The following is a 15,661-nucleotide window of genomic DNA, read 5'->3' as shown; positions in this document are numbered from 1 at the left end:
GGCCGGCGGTCAGGTCCGCCCGCGCTGGCCGTCGCCGATCGCGCCCGATCGCAGAAGCCTGATGACGCCGCGGGGACGCGGTGCGGTGTCGGGGCGGGCGCACAGGACGACGGTCGTGGGCATCACGGGGCACTCCGCGTACAGGGCCGCCTTGGTGATGCGGAACCCGGCCGCACCGAGCAGCGCGGTGAGGCGGGACGTGCCGGTGCGGGGATTCGTCCGGCCGGAGCCGGCGGCGTTCAGGTCCCAGTCGGCGATGCCGGGCAGGTGGGCGAGGATCAGGTAGCCGTCGTCGGCCGTGACCCGGCGGAGCTGCGCCAGCGGCGGCTCGGGATCGGGCCAGTGGTGCGAGCTGGCGGTGCAGATCGTGAGGTCGACCGCGGCGTCGGCGACCGGCAGATGGGCCGCGTCGGCCTGCAGATAGACAGGCCGGCCCGGTCCGGCGACGGTGGTCCGGGCCGCCCGGTGCAGCATGCCCGCGGAGATGTCGACGCCGATCAGGTCGGCGCGCGGGAAGCGGGCGGCCGCGGCGCGCAGCAGGCGGCCGGTGCCGCAGCCCAGGTCGAGGACCCGGGCCGGGGCCGGATTCGCGTGTGACGCCAGGAGCAGGGTGTGATGGTGCAGCCGGGTGTAGAAGGCCTCCTGCAGGACACTGGAGTCGTAGTCGGGAGCCCAGAGATCGAAGCGCGCGGCGACCGGCGACGCGTGATGGTCGCCGCCGGGAGGCGCCGCAGCGCTGGCCGGGTCCACGGCATCCACCTTGCCCCCGTCGTTTGCCTTGTGCAAGAGCGCAGGCCCGGCGAAACCCGCATGGGGGGAGTTGAGCGGGGGGACGGCTCAGCACACTGCGATCGGGCACGGTAGAACTGGAGGTGTGAGTGCCCCCCACAACGGGTCCGGTGCCGGCACGGCACCGGGGACGCCGCCGTCCGACGCCGACCAGGTCACCGAGGCTGTGCTCACCGCCTCGCAGCTGCTGGTGGCCCTGTCGGCGCGGTCGCTGAACGAGGTCCGGGACGGCCTGACCCTGCCGCAGTTCCGTGTGCTGACGGTGCTGGCCTCGCGCGGGCCGCTCCGGCTGACCCGGCTGGCCGAGCACCTGGCCGTGAATCCCTCCACCGCGACGCGGATGGCCGAACGCCTCACCGCCGCCGGCGTGCTCGCCCGCTCCCCCAACCCGGAGAACCGCCGCGAGTCCCTGCTGTCCCTCACCGACGCCGGACGCGACGTCGTCGACCGGGTCACCGTTCGACGCCGCCACGAGATCGCCGCCATCGTGGAGCGGATGCCCGCGGGGCACCGGGAGCGGCTGGTCGAGGCCCTGAAGGCCTTCAACGCCGCCGGCATGGAGGTGACGGCTGACGGGTGACCGCACAGCGCTCGGCGATCGCATGAAGGGCTACGAGATCACCCCGGCGTGCGCCCTGTCAGTCCCTTGCGACAGCCTGTGTCAGTGCACGATGAGCCGCTTCCCCTGCTTCCGCGCCTTCCCCTGCGCTCGCTGACCGAGTTGGCGCGCTGCGCGGATGAGATCCATTCCGACCGCTGCCAGTGGATCGGCGCCGATTCGCCGCGGCCTTGCACCTGCGGGGTGCCGAGGGCGTTGCGGGCGCTGGCCGCGGCGGAGAGCGAGGATTCCTCCTGAGATCCCCTATGCCAGCGTGACCAAGTCCACGTATCCGGGGTTCCAGTAGTCCTCGAAGGCCTCGGGCAGCACCAGCACGCGCCGGGGCCGCAGCACCTCGACCGCCTCCTCGTCGTGGCTGACCATCACCACGGCGCCCGGGTACGCGCTCAGCGCCGCCAGGACCTCGCCGCGGGAGGCCGGGTCGAGGTTGTTGGTCGGCTCGTCCAGCAGCAGCACGTTGGCGCCCGAGCTGACCAGCGCGGCCAGGGCCAGGCGCGTCTTCTCGCCGCCCGAGAGCACTGCGGCCGGCTTGTCGACGTCGTCGCCGCTGAACAGGAACGAGCCCAGCAGGGAGCGGGCCTCGCCGTCGGTCAGCTGCGGCGCGGCCGCCAGCAGGTTCTCCCCCACCGTGCGGGTGCCGTCGAGAGTCTCGTGCTCCTGCGCGAAGTAGCCCAGACGCAGACCGTGGCCGGGGACGACGCGGCCGGAGTCCGGGGGCTCGACGCCGGCGAGCAGCTTCAACAGGGTCGTCTTGCCCGCGCCGTTGAGACCGAGCACGACCATCCGGCTGCCGCGCTCCACCGCGAGGTCGACGCCGGACAGCACGCGCCGCGGGCCGTAGGACTTGCCCAGGGAGACGGCGCCGAGGGGGATCCGGCCGCACGGCTGCGGCTCGGGCAGCCGGAAGCGGGCGCGTTTGTCGGCGTGCCGCACCGGTTCCAGCCCGGCCAGCATCCGGTCGGCACGCCGCGCCATGCTCCGCGCCGTGACCGCGGTCGCCGAGCGCGCCTTCATCTTCTCGGCCTGCGCGTGCAGCGCCGCCGCCTTGTGCTCGGCGTTCGCCCGCTCGCGGCGCCGCCGCCGCTCGTCGGCGTCGTTCTGCCTCAGGTACTCGACCCAGCCGGTGTTGTGCACGTCGATCGTCGCGCGCTGCGGATCCAGGTGGAACACCCGGTTCACGACGTCGGTCACGAGCCCGACGTCGTGGCTGATCAGCACCAGCGCCCCGGAATAGCCGAGCAGGAAGGAACGCAGCCACGCGACGGAGTCGGCGTCGAGGTGGTTGGTCGGCTCGTCCAGCAGCAGCGTGTCAGGGCCGGCGAACAGGATGCGCGCCAACTCGGCCCGCCGCCGCTGGCCGCCGGACAGCGTTCCGAGCCGCTGGTGCAGGGTGTGCTGCGGCAGGCCCATGCCGACGGCGACGCGCGCCGCCTCGGCCTCGGCCGGATAGCCGCCGGCGGCCTGGAACTCGGTTTCGGCCCGGCTGTAGCGGCGCATGGCGCGTTCCAGGTCGTCCGCCGACGAGGCCTCCGTCATCGCGGCCTCGCCGGCGCGCAGCGCGCGCACCGCCGCGTCCAGCCCGCGGCCGGACAGGATCCGTTCCATGACCGTCAGGTGGGGATCGGCGGCTCGTGGATCCTGCGGCAGGTAGCCGACGGACCCGGTACGGGTCACGGTGCCGTCGGCCGGTGCGCCGTCACCGGCGAGGACGCGGGTGAAGGTGGTCTTGCCGGCTCCGTTGCGGCCGACCAGGCCGACGCGGTCGCCGGGGGCGATGGTGAGGGAGATGTCGTGCAGCAGAAGGCGCGCGCCGACGCGGACGTCGACACCCTTGGCGGTGATCATGAGAGGGGACTCCGGAGGTGAAAGGGCACACGGGTGGCGTGGAAGCGGCCGTGGCTCTAAGACATCCGGGGGGTCGACATGCGGCTCACCGTAACAACGTGGGGTTTCGCCGCGCATCTGGTTTTCTGGCGCGCCGGGGCCGGGCCCGGGCCGTCCGCCTCTGACGTTCCATCAGTGTTGCGGCGGCCGGAGATCGCACCCGGCCGCCGCAGCATCCTGTTTCACATGGCGTGGTCAGTTGTGCGTCGCTGGCACCGTGATCGCGTCGATGTCCGGAGCCGAGGCGCTGGAGTCGGTGAAGGAGATGGTGTTGGTCCCGGCGGCCAGGGTCAGGGTGACGGTCTGGTCGCCGGGGGTGCTGAACGAGCCGGTGGTGCCGAACGTCACCGTCTGCGGGCTGCCGCCGTTCACGCTGATCTGGGCGTTGCGGCTCGCGGAGCCGTCGGTGAACGCGACGACGATCTGGTAGGCGCCCGCGCCGCCGTTCGCGGTGATCCCGGTGAACGTCAGGGTGCCGACCCCGGTGGACTGCTTGCCGATGTGCCCGACGCGGTCGCCGCCGGAGCAGGCGCTGCAGGCGATGACGTTGGCGGTGCCGCTGCGGATGTTGGCGGAGGACTCGGCCTCGTAGAGCGTCGGGGTGGTGGTCGTGCCGGTGACGGTGAGCGTGAAGGTGGTGCTGTGGGTGGCTGAGGGAGCGGTGCCGGTGATCGCGATCGGGTAGGTCCCGGGCGGGGTGCTGCTGCCGGTGGCGATGCTCAGGGAGGCGGAGCCGCCGGCGGTGACCGAGGCCGGGCTGAACGTCGCGGTGACGCCGTTCGGCAGGCCGGAGGCGCTCAGGGTCACGGTTTCAGCGGAACCGGCGGTGAGTGCGGTGCTGATGGTGGCGCTCGCCGCCGAGCCCGCGCCGACCGTGGCGGAGGCGGGGCCGGCCGTCAGCGAGAAGTCGTCGCCGGACGTGGGGTTCGGCAACAGGTAGAAGGGGTTCGCCGCGGTGCCGGCCAGCAGGTACCAGGACGTGGCGCCGGTGTGCAGGGCGGCGTAGTAGTAGTCGGAGTCGCAGTCCGAGAGCTTGTCGCGGGACGCGGCGACGATGCCGAGGCCGTTGTTGTGCGGCGCCGTGGTCTGCGCGAGCTGGATGGAGTTCAGGTAGCTCTGCGCCTTGGCCGCGTCGCCGCCGCCGTTGCGGACGGCCAGGGCGTCGGCGAGGTGCGCCGTTCCCTCGAACCAGACCTTGGTCTTGTCGCAGGCCCCGAAGCTGACGCCGGTGAACGATCCGTCGGTGACGGCGAGGTTGGCGACGTCCCAGTCGATCGACACCGCGTGGGTCGGGTCCTTGAACGCCAGGTAGGTCCAGGTGTTGACGTCCTCGGGCAGGAAGCCCTTGTTGAGGGTGGTGCCGTCCGGGTCGGTCCCGACCCAGTACTTCTTGCCGGTGGCGTCCCACATCGCGTCGACGAAGGATTTGGCGTGCGCGGCTCGGGTGGTCCATGCGCTGTCGCCGGTCTGCGTGGCCAGCATCGTGAACAGCGAGTAGACGTCGAGGTTGTGCTCGGTCGACTTCCACGTGAGCTTGCCGCTGGAGTCGGAGCCGCCGGAGTAGCCGCCGGGACCGTTGGTCTCGTAGGTGTTCGTCTGGATCCAGGTGGCGACGCTGGTGGCGCCGGTGAGGTACGCCGCGTCGCCGGTGCGCGCGTAGAGCTGCACCAGGGCCTGGCCGACCCACGCCATGTTGCCGACGTCGCTGGTGTCGTCGGTGGCGCTGACCTTGCTCGGCGCGGTCAGCGGCGTCGGGGCGTAGGCGGCGCGGACGCGGCCGTCGTGCTTGGCGTCGTTGGCCTGCACGTACAGCAGGGCGTTGCCGATCACCCTGGCCCGGGCTATGTCGTCGGCGGTGCCGCGGGCCAGGAGGGCGTCGACGACCAGGGCGTCGTCGTAGGTCACCGAGTCGGTGAACGCGCCCATCGCGGAGTCGGCGATGTAGCTCTGCACCAGGCGCGTGGTGCTGCCGGTGGCGTACTTGTCCATCATCTGGTCGAGGAACTGGTAGCCGTCGGCGGTGCCGGCCGGCGTGATGGACACCGGGGGCGGTGTGGCGGTGGTCGTCGCGGCGGCCGCAGCGGTCGCGATACCGGCGGCGGCCGCGAGGACGGCCGCCGCCGTGGCGGCGTGGAGGATTCTCACGCGCCCAGTGTCAAGCTGACAAAAGGTCAAGTCAAGACTCTGGTTCAGCTGACATTTGATAAAGTTAAGAAGGCTTCCCCTGGCGCGCCGGCCGACGTCGGCCTTACCCTTTGTCAATGCGATCGGCCGTCAAGCGCACCCGAGCCCGTGAGGCGATCGTGGCGATGGTCGCCGACCACGGCGCCGGCGAGGCCCTGCCCTCCGAACACGAGCTCTGCGAAGCCCTCGGAATATCCCGGCCGACGCTGCGGGCGGCGGTGGACGAACTCGTCGACGAGGGCGTGCTGATCCGCCGCGCGGGCCGCGGCACCTTCACCGGGCCGTCGAAGGTCGCCCAACCGCTGGCCCCCACCGCAGCGGTCGGCAACTCGTTCCGCGTCCCGCTTTCGGAGGGCCTGTGGGAGAGCCGGACGCTGGTCTTCGAGCGCGGCAGCGCCGGAGCGCGGCTGGCCCGGGCGCTGGGCGTCTCCCCCAGCGAGCCGCTGGTGAAGGTGGAGCGGCTGCGGATCGTCAACGGCGCGCCGCTGGCCGTGGAACGCATCCACGTCCCGGACAAGTACGTACCCGGCATCACCGGCGACGACTTCCAGAGCGGCTCGTTCTACCAGCTGCTGCACTCCCGCTACGGCATCACGATGGCGCGCGCCGCGCAGTCGATCGAGGCCACGGTGACCGACGAGCGGGAGTCGGAGTTCCTGGAGGTGCCGGCGCACAGCCCGGCGCTGCTGTTCGACGTCACGACGAAGGACATGCGGGATCGCGTCATCGAGTACACGCGCGCGGTGTATCGGGGCGACCGGTACCGGATCGACTCCGATCTCGTCTTCAGCTCGGGGTGAGGCCGTATCCGGGGTCGTAGGCGGCCGGGGGTCATGCGTGGTGCGGTCCGAGCCATGGCCGCGCGCCCGGACCGGTGGGATGGGTACCGCTGACGGCCATGACGACCGAGTACAGGCTGGTCTCGGCGGCGATGAACAAGCGGTTGCGCTTGGCGCCGCCCCAGCTGATGTTGGAGACCGCTTCGGGGATGTCCAGGCGGCCGATCAGAGTCCCGTCGGGGTCATAGCAGTGGACGCCGTCGGCCATGGCGGCGGCCCACAACCGGCCGCCGTCGTCGAAGCGGAGGTTGTCGAAGCGGGCGGCGGGCCGTGCGGAGGCCTCGGCGAAGACCTCGCCGGCGGACAGGGTGCCGTCGGCGCGGACGTCGAAGACGCGTATACACCCGCCGCGGGTGTCGGAGACGAACAGCTGCCGCTCGTCGAGCGAGAACACCAGGCCGTTGGGCGCGCCGAAGCCCTCGGCGGCCAGGTCGACCTCGCCGGTGTCGGGGTCGATGCGGTAGACGTTGTTGGCGCCGATCTCGCTCGCGGCCCGGTAGCCCTCGTAGTCGCTGGCGATGCCGAAGTCCGGGTCGGAGAACCAGATCGAGCCGTCGGACTTCACCGCGGCGTCGTTCGGGCTGTTCAGGCGCCGGCCGCGCCAGCGGTCGGCGAGGACGGTCACGGTGCCGTCGTGCTCGGTGCGGGTGACCCGGCGGTTGCCCTGCTCGCAGGTGATCAGCCGGCCTTCGCGGTCGAGGGTGTTGCCGTTGGTGTGGCCGGCGGCGCGGCGGAACACCGAGACCGCGCCGGTCTCCTCGTCCCAGCGCAGCATCCGGTCGTTGGGGATGTCGCTCCAGATCAGCTGGCGCCAGGCGGGGACGTAGAGCGGTCCTTCGGCCCAGCGGCAGCCGGTGTACAGGACTTCCAGGTCGGCGTCGCCGTTCATGCAGCGGCCGGTCCTGAAACGGTCGTCGAAGGCTTCGTACAGTGCGCGGCGCTCGCCGGTCATGGCATCTCCCCTACCGAGTGTACCGAATGCTGTCTTGCCTGGAGCCTAGAGCTCCGAATGGGGTATGGTCAAAGTCAGAGATTTCCGAAGGAGAGATATGGACCACGTCGACCGGCTCCTGCTGGCGCAGCTCCAGCGGGACGCCACGCAGTCCTACGCCGTGCTCGGCCAGGCCGTGGGCCTGTCCGCCGGGGCGGCGCACGAGCGGGTCAAGAAGCTGCGCGAGCGCGGTGTGATCCGGCGCACGGCGGCTGAAGTGGACCCGGCCGCGGTGGGCGGCGGCGTGCTGGCGTTCGTGACCGTCGACTCGACGTCGTGGATGGGCGAGTCCAGCGAGGCGTTCGCGGCGATCCCGGAGGTGCTGGAGGCGCACGTCATCGCGGGCAGCGCATCGCTGCTGGTGAAGGTGCGTACCGCGACCACCGAGCAGTTGCAGGACGTGCTGCGGCGGATCTACGGCGTCGCCGGGGTGAGCGGGACGCAGGCCACTGTGGTGCTGGAGACGTTCTTCGAGCGGCAGGTGTCACCCCTGCTTGTGGACGGGGATCCACCTCTGTAGCGAATTTGAGTCATCCGACGGAAGTAGATCACCGGCTTTCAGCGTTGAATAGCCCCGTGAACACTCCCCAGCCGATCACCGGCGAACTGACCACCGCAGCGGTCTTCCTCACCCTGACCGTCGAGGACGGCGGAGAGGACACCGTACGGGGGCTGCTGGCCGATCTGTCCGGCCTGGTGCGCTCGGTGAGCTTCCGGGTGCCGGGGCCGGATCTGATGGCGGTGACCGGGATCGGCGCCGCGGCCTGGGACCGGCTGTTCGGCGGCTCAGGCCGCGCCCGGCCGCCGCATCTGCACCCGTTCGTCCCCCTGCGCGGGCCGCGCCACCACGCGCCGGCCACGCCGGGCGATCTGCTGCTCCACCTCCGGGCGACCGACTTCGGTCCCTGCTGGGAGCTGGCCCGGCTGATCACGGGCCGGCTGGAGGGCGCCGTCCGGATCGTCGACGAGGTCCACGGCTTCGGCTACTTCGACCGGCGGGACCTGCTCGGCTTCGTCGACGGCACCGAGAACCCCAGCGGCGAGCAGGCCGTCGCGGCCGCCCTGGACGAGGACGGCGGCAGCTACGTCATCGTGCAGAAGTACCTGCACGACATGGCCGCGTGGAACCGGCTGTCCACGGAGCAGCAGGAGCGCGTCATAGGCCGCACCAAGCTGGACGACGTCGAGCTCTCCGACGCCGAGCAGGCCCCGGACTCGCACGTCGCCCTGAACCAGGTCGCCGGCCCGGACGGCACCCAGCGGCAGATCCTGCGGATGAACATGCCCTTCGGTAGGCTGGCGGACGGCGAGTCCGGGACTTACTTCATCGGGTACGCCTCCGACCCGGCGGTGACCGAGCAGATGCTGCGCAACATGTTCCTCGGATCGCCGCCCGGGAACACGGACCGCATCCTCGACTACTCCACGGCCGTCACCGGCGGCCTGTTCTACGTGCCGCCGGCTTCCTTTCTGGACGCCGCGGACTCCCGCGAAACGATCACCGCCGCCGACGGCTCCCTGGGCATCGGCGGCCTGAAGAGGAGCACTGCGTGAACAACCTGCACCGTTCTCTGGCCCCGGTCTCCGACGCCGCGTGGCGCCAGATCGAGGAGGAGGCCCGCCGCACCTTCACCGGATCGATAGCCGGCCGCCGGGTCGTGGACGTCGCCGACCCCGCCGGGCTCGAGGCCGCCGCGGTCGGCACCGGCCACACCCGGCAGCTGCCCGACCCCGGCGACGGCGTCCAGGCCCGGGCCCGGGAGACGCGGCCGTACATCGAACTGCGGGTGCCGTTCACCCTCCGCCGCGACCAGATCGACGACGTCGAGCGCGGCGCCGCCGACGCCGACTGGCAGCCCGTCAAGGACGCCGCGACGAAGATCGCACTGGCCGAGGACCGCATCGTGTTCGAGGGCAACGCGCCCACCGGCGTCGTGGGCGTCCGGACCCTGGCCTCCAACCCGCAGCTGGAACTCCCGGACGACCCCCGGAAGTACCCGGACGTCGTCAGCCGGGCGCTGACCTCCCTGCGGCTGGCCGGCGTCGAAGGCCCCTACGCGCTGCTGCTGAGCGCCGAGGCCTTCACCGCTGTCCGCGAGAGCGTCGACCACGGCTACCCGGTCTCCACCCATCTCGCGAATCTGCTGGAAGGCGAGATCCTGTGGGCGCCGGCCCTGGAAGGCGCGCTGCTGGTATCGACCCGCGGCGGCGACTACACACTGCACCTCGGCCAGGACCTGTCGATCGGCTACCTGTCGCATGACGCTGACACGGTCGACCTGTACCTTCAGGAATCGCTGACGTTCCTGGCCGCGACGGCCGAGGCGGCGGTGTCCTTCCGCCCTGCTGGGACGTCGAGCTGACGGCCTACTATCAGGCACGTGGGGCACTGCCCCGCGCCGGACTCGCCGACTGACGCCGAACCACCCCTGCGAGGTGATCATGGCACCGCTGACCGCCGACGGGGCTTTCCGGGACCTGTTCCACCGGAATCCCGCGAACCCCATCCTGACCTCCGACGACTGGCCCTACCGAGTCAACACCGTGTTCAACCCCGGAGCCGCCGTCCAGGACGGGGAGACCGTGCTGCTGTGCCGGGTGGAGGACCGGCGCGGCATGTCGCACCTGACGGTGGCGCGCTCACCGGACGGCGTGCACGGCTGGCGCGTCGACCCCAAGCCGCTGCTGGCCGAGGATCCGGGCGACGCGACGAGCATGTGGGGCGTCGAGGACGGCCGGGTCACGTGGGTGGCGGAGCTCGGCTGCTATGTGATCGCCTACACGGCGTACGGGCCGTCAGGCCCCTGTGTCGCCCTGGCCACCACCGAGGACTTCCTGTCGGTGGCCAAGCTGGGCGCGGTGATGCCGCCGGAGGACAAGGACGCGGCCCTGCTGCCACGCCGGGTGAACGGCGAGTTCGTGCTCTACCACCGGCCGATCTCCAGCCGCGACAGCTCGCGTCCGGCGGTGTGGCTGTCCCGCTCCCGCGACCTGCGCCACTGGACGGCCCCCGAGCCGGTGCTGGCCGGCCGGCAGGGGCCGTGGTGGGACGCGGTCCGCGTCGGCATCGGCCCGGCGCCGCTGGAGACCGAGCACGGCTGGCTCGGGGTGTACCACGGCGTGAAGCAGATGCCGGCCGGACCGATCTACCGGGTCGGGCTGGTCATGTTCGACCTCGACGAACCCGCGCGTGTGATCCGGCGGACCCCCGGCTGGGTCATGGGACCGGCGGCGGAGTACGAGACGCGCGGCGACGTGCCGAACGTGGTCTTCCCGACCGGGATGCTGCACGACGAGGAGACCGGGTCGCTGCGGCTGTACTACGGCGGCGGGGACTCGGTGATCGCGGTGGCGACGGCCTCGCTGAACGAGGTCGTGGACTACCTGATGCAGTACGGCTGAGCCGAGGAGTCACGCCCCGCAGTAACCGGCTGGGGCCGAGTGGCCGCAGAAGGTGATGTCGGTCTTGCCTTGGGTGAAGTCGACGGTATCGGTGTCCTTGGCGAAGGTGATGTGGACCGGGCCCAGGGAGAGGTTGTCGCCTGCGGGGAAATCGGACTTGGTGACAACGCCGTCGGCGGCGGTCCCGGTGGCGGAGGTGAGGTGGCCTTCGGCTGTGAACATGTCGTTGAATCCACCCTTTTGATTGCGGATCTTGACGGTGAAGGTGCCGTCGGAGGCGATGGTGATGCCGCCGAAGTGGGCGACCCAGTCGCCGGGAAGGACGCCGAGGGCGAGGGCCGTGGGGGTCGGTGTCGGCGACGGCGTGGCAGATGTCCTGCCCGAGGAGACGAGGCTCGCGCTCTTCGCCGGGACGGGAGGATGCGCCGCCGGCTTGGTGGACGTCGCGAACACCACAGCGGTGGTGATGCCGGCGGTCGCTGTGACCGCCGCCGTGGCGACGGCCGCGGTCTTGGCGGCGCCGAGTTTGGCGGAGGCGTGGCGCAGAAGGTGGCCGGGCCTGGGATAAGGGCTCTGCGGCGCGCTGGGGAAGCCGGGGTTCGGAACCGGTCCGGGTGTCGGGGAGGGCACCGCACCCGGCGCCGGACCCATCGGCGCCGGACCCATCGTCGGAGGCGGCACCGGCCCCGGAACCGGCAGCACCGGCCCGGCCAGTCCCGGCACCAGCGACAGCAGCACCCCGGCGGCGGCCATCCCTGCGAGCGCGCCGGCCAGCACCTGCCAGCCGCGGGCTTCCCAGCCCGGGCCGTAGCCGGCCACCGCGGCGCGTTCGAGTTCCTCGGCGAAGGCACGGGCCTCCGCGGGGCGGGTGGCGGGATCCTTCGCCAGGCCGCGGATGATCAGGTCGCGGACCGGCTCCGGGGCGAGTTCCACCGGGATCCGGGTCGCGCGGTGGGCGTCGGCCCAGCTGTCCAGGCCCGAGGAGGCCAGGTCCACCGGTCGCGTGCCCGTCACGCATTCGAAGAACACCGCGGTGGCGGCGTACACATCGGCCGACGTCGACGGCGGCGCGCCCGTGAACTGCTCAGGGGCCATGTACGGCGGCGTCCCCACGATCTCCGCCGACCGGTCCCCGGCGCGCGCCGCGATCCCGAAGTCGGCCAGCACCGAAGCACCCTCCGGGCGCACCAGCACGTTCTCCGGCTTGTAGTCGCGGTGGACGACGCCGACCTGATGCGCGGCGCCGAGACCGAGCAGCGATCCCTTCAGGATGCCGAGCGCGGCCTCCGGCGGCATCGCCGCGCCGTCGACGTTCTGCAGCAGCCGGCGCAGCGACGTCCCGGGCACGTACTCCATGACGATCGCGGCACCGGGCGCCTGCCCCGACTCCAGGTAGTCGTAGAGCCGGACCGTGTAAGGGGACTGCAAATCGATGAGCATCCGCGCCTCTTGGCGGAACTCCTCACGGAACCGCTCGTCGCGAACGAGCCTGGCCGCCAGGTACTTCACCGCCACGGGCGCCCCGTCGGCGAGCCGCCTGGCGAGGACGACGCGCCCGAAGCCGCCCCGCCCGAGCTCTTCGACGTGCTCGTATCCCGGCACCTGCCAGTCCGGACCCTGATCCACTGTCATCCGCCCCCGATCCCGATCATGCTGCGGGGAACAGTAGCAGGGACGAAGAACTGGACCGAGTTCACGACGCAGGCCGAGGCGATCGCGCGGACCGCCGGGCCGGACGGCCCCGGTGCCCGGCCGGCGCGGGCTGGCCGTGGCCGACGTCGACCCGCACGACGCCGCTTCCGACATCGACACCGCGGTGCGGCTGGCCCGGCCCTGGCGGCGGACGGCGCGAGGCGGGCTCTACGCGCCGCACGCCGCCGGGGACGATCCGCGCAGTCGCAGACGCGACGCGTTCTGACGACGGCCGGCGTTTCCGGATCGCTCAGGACCGGACGGCCGCGACCCGGTCCTGGACCGGCGCCGTCATGCCGCGTCGTTCGACCAGCGTCCACAACGTCGTGGTCGCGACATACAGACCGCTGGCCAGCGGAAGGACCATGGCGGCCAGGACGCTGCCGTAGGGCAGGAACCGCATCAGCCCGGCCACCCCGGTCGCGGGCACCGTGGCGTCGGCCGCCACGGTCTGCCGCATGCGCCGCGAGGACCACGTCGCGAGCCCGGCGAGGACGACGAGCAGCACGCCGAAGACGACGAGGTGCCCGGGCTGCACAGCGCCCCGGAACGCGGCGGACAGGTGTGAGCCCAGACCCACGCCGAACAGCCGGTCGTCAAGCAGCGCATTGTGATGACCGCCGACGGTCGGCGACACGAAGAGCCGGTAGACCACGATGAACACCGGGATCTGAAGCAGGCCGTGCAGCATGCCGGCAGCCGGCTTCACACCGTTGGCCCGGTAGAGCTCAAGCGTCTCCCGCTGGACGCGCAGCGGGTCGTTCCCGTGCTTGCGCTGGATCTTGGCCACGGCCGGTGCCAGCGCGGCGCGCGCCTGCTGCGACGCCAGCTGGGCCCGCATCTGCGCCCGGTTGAGCGGGTGCAGGCACAGCCGGACGGCGGCGGTGAAAGCGATGATCGCCGCCGCCGGCCCGGCGCCGCCGAGCACCGGGACGAGCATCGCGGACAAAGCGGTGACCACGTGATAGGCGGCGAGGATGGCAGGGGTGAGGAAAGACATGGCGAACCCTTCGGAGCATCTGACGGACGGACCGAGATGGACCGCTCACCGGAATCAGCCGGTCAGACGGTCGCGGGGTACGCCCCAGGTGCTCGAGGCCGGGGTCTGCCGGCGGCGTCGGGATCGCGCAGCGGCAGGAACGCCGTGTCACGCAGGGAAGAACGGGCAGCGGCGTCGGCGTGGGCCGCCTGTGCGGTCCCGGCGATCAGCACCGAGACGACGCAGAACCACAGTGCGGCGCTCAGCAGCGCCACCGCCGAAGCCGACGCGACCAGCACAGCGCTCTGCTGCCCGGCGAACACCGCGACGAGCATCGCGAACGCGGCGAAGATACCCGCCGCATTGGAGGCTCGTAGCGTCATGGCGTCAGGGTACAACCGGCGCTCGCGCTATGTCGCGTGACTTGTCCCGAGGCATAGGCGCCGCTGAGGGCGGCCGCGCGCTCCGGCCCGGCGAGCGCTCCTTGCGGCACACGCTCGCGGCGCGCGGCCGGTAACCATCTGCTCCGGGGCCCCTGGCGCCGCCGACGAACGTCCTGCCGAACCGCTGACCGTGGACGCCACGCGTTTGACTTCCAGCGGATTCAGGCCGCGTGCGCGACCCGTCCGGCCAGGTGGCGGAACGCCCGTCCGCTGGCGGTGTCCGGCTCCGGAGTCATGAACACCACCTGCTGGTCATCGTCCGGCACAGCGAGCACCGAGCAGCCCACCCGCAACGGGCCGAGCTCTTCGTGGACCAGCGTCTTGGTCCGGTATCCGGCAGCGCGCACCGGGTTTGCGGCCCAGACCGCGGCGAACTCCTCACTGCCGGCGCGCAGCTCAGCCAGCAGCGCGGCCAGTTCCCCGTCGCCGGGGTAGCGGTCCGCGGAGGCCCGGAGCCGTCCCACAGCGATCTCGCCGAACTCCTCGTGTCCGGCCGTCAGGACTTCGTCGCGGTCCAGAAAGCGTCGGCGGGCCAGGTTGGGGCGGCTACGGAGGCCGCCGAGCAGCGCGTCGGCCAGCGGGTTGAAGGCCAGGACGGTGTAGTCGGCGGCGGTCACGACGGCCGCGGTGTCCGGCATCCGGTCCAGCAGGTGACGGACATGGGGCCGGACGCGCCGGGGCACTCCGGCCGGCGCCCGCGGTACCACGTCCGCGAGCCGGAACAGGTGCGCGCGCTCGGCCGGATCCAGGTTGAGCGCACCGGCCAGCGCCTCAAGGATGCGCGGCGACGGCTTCGGGCCGCGTGCCTGCTCCAGGCGGACGTAGTAGTCGACCGACATCGAGGCCAGCTCAGCGACCTCCTCGCGACGCAGCCCCGGGGTGCGCCGCGCGGTCCCGGTGGCGGCCGCCGCCACCGGAACGCCGGCCTCGTCCGGCTGCCGGGCTTCACGCCGGTCGCGCAGGAATCGCGCCAGTTCGGCTCGGGCCATGACGGTCACCTCCGCGATGTCGAGGTCAGAGTGCCTGGTATCGATTATCCCTGGTTGTCCCACCGGGGTCAGGGCGACCGTGGACGCATGGACAAGTCAACCGCTTTGGTCACCGGTGCGAACAAGGGCATCGGCAAGGAGATCGCCCGCCAGTTGGCCGCTGCCGGGCACACCGTCTACCTGGGCTCCCGCGACCCGCGGCGCGGCCGCGCCGCCGTCGAGGAGATCGGCGGCGACACCCGCCTGCTCCAGCTGGACGTCACCGACGCCGCCAGCGTCGCGGCGGCCGTCGAGCGGGTCGCGGCCCTGGACATCCTGGTCAACAACGCGGGCGTCTCCGGCGGCCCACGCCCGCCGCAGGAGGAGGACCTCGACACCTTCCGCCGCGTCTTCGAGACGAACGTGTTCGGGGTGGTCGCGGTGACGAACGCGTTCCTGCCGCTGCTGCGCCGCTCCGCGCATCCCCGCATCGTGAACATCTCCAGCGGCACCGGCTCCCTCGGCAGCTCCACCAGCCCGCAGTACCCGAAGAGCGGCGCCTACGCCAGCTACCGCACCTCCAAGACCGCCCTCAATGCCCTGACAGTGTTCTACGCCCAGTCCCTGGCCGCGGACGACATCCTGGTGAACGCCCTCGCCCCGGGCCTGCGCCGCACCGACCTCAACCCCGGCGCCCGCGCCGCGGACGGCGATCCCGCCGAGGCCGCGACCGGCGCGCTGCGGTTGGCGATGCTGCCGGACGACGGTCCGAGCGGGGAGTTCCATTCGTGGGATGGGACGCCCGTGCCGTGGTAGCGGGCTGATGACGCCCCTCACTCGTCAGACGCCGAGTGAGGGGATCCCGCGATGA

General features: G+C 72.0%; 16 protein-coding genes. 8 read left to right on the top strand and 8 right to left on the bottom strand.

All coding sequences use genetic code 11. The features are described from left to right. Positions 1-9: 9 nt before the first annotated feature. A complete protein-coding gene (locus ABD466_RS24950) occupies positions 10-750 on the bottom strand; it encodes a class I SAM-dependent methyltransferase (protein WP_344659585.1) in 741 nt (246 codons plus the stop codon). Between the two features lie 124 nt (positions 751-874). Here ABD466_RS24950 and ABD466_RS24945 point away from each other — a divergent pair, with 124 nt between their 5' ends. Further along, positions 875-1,369, top strand: coding sequence for a MarR family winged helix-turn-helix transcriptional regulator (locus tag ABD466_RS24945; protein WP_344659584.1), 495 nt, complete (start codon positions 875-877; stop codon positions 1,367-1,369). Positions 1,370-1,651: 282 nt separating this feature from the next. Here ABD466_RS24945 and ABD466_RS24940 read toward each other — a convergent pair whose 3' ends face one another. Both ABD466_RS24940 and ABD466_RS24935 read right to left on the bottom strand, forming a co-directional pair. Next, positions 1,652-3,253 carry an ABC-F family ATP-binding cassette domain-containing protein gene (locus ABD466_RS24940; RefSeq protein ID WP_344659583.1) on the bottom strand — a complete coding sequence of 534 codons (1,602 nt, stop codon included), beginning with the start codon at positions 3,251-3,253 and terminating at the stop codon, positions 1,652-1,654. Between the two features lie 234 nt (positions 3,254-3,487). Continuing rightward, a complete protein-coding gene (locus ABD466_RS24935) occupies positions 3,488-5,437 on the bottom strand; it encodes a hypothetical protein (RefSeq protein ID WP_344659582.1) in 1,950 nt (649 codons plus the stop codon). 116 nt (positions 5,438-5,553) lie between these two features. On the opposite strand from ABD466_RS24935, the gene ABD466_RS24930 reads away from it, so the two are divergent. Further along, positions 5,554-6,276: a GntR family transcriptional regulator gene (locus ABD466_RS24930; protein WP_344659581.1), complete on the top strand. Its 723-nt coding sequence runs from the start codon at positions 5,554-5,556 to the stop codon at positions 6,274-6,276. A 31-nt stretch (positions 6,277-6,307) separates the two neighbouring features. On the opposite strand, the gene ABD466_RS24925 is transcribed toward ABD466_RS24930, so the two are convergent. Then, entirely contained in the window at positions 6,308-7,267 is a 960-nt protein-coding gene (locus ABD466_RS24925; RefSeq protein WP_344659580.1) for an SMP-30/gluconolactonase/LRE family protein, read from the bottom strand. Positions 7,268-7,364: 97 nt separating this feature from the next. On the opposite strand from ABD466_RS24925, the gene ABD466_RS24920 reads away from it, so the two are divergent. The 4 genes from ABD466_RS24920 to ABD466_RS24905 all read left to right on the top strand — a co-directional run bounded on the left by ABD466_RS24920 (position 7,365) and on the right by ABD466_RS24905 (position 10,708). Continuing rightward, entirely contained in the window at positions 7,365-7,826 is a 462-nt protein-coding gene (locus tag ABD466_RS24920) for an Lrp/AsnC family transcriptional regulator (RefSeq protein ID WP_344659579.1), read from the top strand. A gap of 56 nt (positions 7,827-7,882) precedes the next feature. Next, complete coding sequence (locus ABD466_RS24915; protein ID WP_344659578.1) at positions 7,883-8,860, top strand: Dyp-type peroxidase; 978 nt, start codon at positions 7,883-7,885, stop codon at positions 8,858-8,860. After that, entirely contained in the window at positions 8,857-9,669 is an 813-nt protein-coding gene (locus ABD466_RS24910) for a family 1 encapsulin nanocompartment shell protein (RefSeq protein WP_344659577.1), read from the top strand. Before ABD466_RS24915 ends, ABD466_RS24910 begins: the two co-directional genes overlap by 4 nt. A gap of 79 nt (positions 9,670-9,748) precedes the next feature. Then, positions 9,749-10,708 (top strand): glycoside hydrolase family 130 protein, encoded by a 960-nt coding sequence (locus tag ABD466_RS24905; protein WP_344659576.1) that lies wholly within the window; start codon positions 9,749-9,751, stop codon positions 10,706-10,708. A 9-nt stretch (positions 10,709-10,717) separates the two neighbouring features. On the opposite strand, the gene ABD466_RS24900 is transcribed toward ABD466_RS24905, so the two are convergent. Continuing rightward, entirely contained in the window at positions 10,718-12,340 is a 1,623-nt protein-coding gene (locus ABD466_RS24900; protein ID WP_344659575.1) for a serine/threonine-protein kinase, read from the bottom strand. A gap of 112 nt (positions 12,341-12,452) precedes the next feature. On the opposite strand from ABD466_RS24900, the gene ABD466_RS24895 reads away from it, so the two are divergent. Further along, positions 12,453-12,626 carry a hypothetical protein gene (locus tag ABD466_RS24895; protein WP_344659574.1) on the top strand — a complete coding sequence of 58 codons (174 nt, stop codon included), beginning with the start codon at positions 12,453-12,455 and terminating at the stop codon, positions 12,624-12,626. 24 nt (positions 12,627-12,650) lie between these two features. Here the strand turns inward: ABD466_RS24895 and yidC are convergent, their stop codons facing one another. The 3 genes from yidC to ABD466_RS24880 all read right to left on the bottom strand — a co-directional run bounded on the left by yidC (position 12,651) and on the right by ABD466_RS24880 (position 14,811). Further along, complete coding sequence (gene yidC / locus ABD466_RS24890; RefSeq protein WP_344659573.1) at positions 12,651-13,400, bottom strand: membrane protein insertase YidC; 750 nt, start codon at positions 13,398-13,400, stop codon at positions 12,651-12,653. 62 nt (positions 13,401-13,462) lie between these two features. Further along, positions 13,463-13,762, bottom strand: a complete 300-nt coding sequence (locus tag ABD466_RS24885; RefSeq protein WP_344659572.1) for a DUF6412 domain-containing protein — start codon at positions 13,760-13,762, stop codon at positions 13,463-13,465. 221 nt (positions 13,763-13,983) lie between these two features. Further along, positions 13,984-14,811, bottom strand: a complete 828-nt coding sequence (locus ABD466_RS24880; RefSeq protein WP_344659571.1) for a helix-turn-helix transcriptional regulator — start codon at positions 14,809-14,811, stop codon at positions 13,984-13,986. Positions 14,812-14,898: 87 nt separating this feature from the next. Here ABD466_RS24880 and ABD466_RS24875 point away from each other — a divergent pair, with 87 nt between their 5' ends. Next, positions 14,899-15,606 (top strand): SDR family NAD(P)-dependent oxidoreductase, encoded by a 708-nt coding sequence (locus ABD466_RS24875; protein WP_344659570.1) that lies wholly within the window; start codon positions 14,899-14,901, stop codon positions 15,604-15,606. Positions 15,607-15,661 lie beyond the last annotated feature (55 nt).

The organism is Catenulispora subtropica, assembly GCF_039531675.1.
Taxonomy (GTDB): Bacteria; Actinomycetota; Actinomycetes; order Streptomycetales; family Catenulisporaceae; genus Catenulispora; species Catenulispora subtropica.
This window is presented reverse-complemented; position numbering and strand designations above follow the sequence as displayed.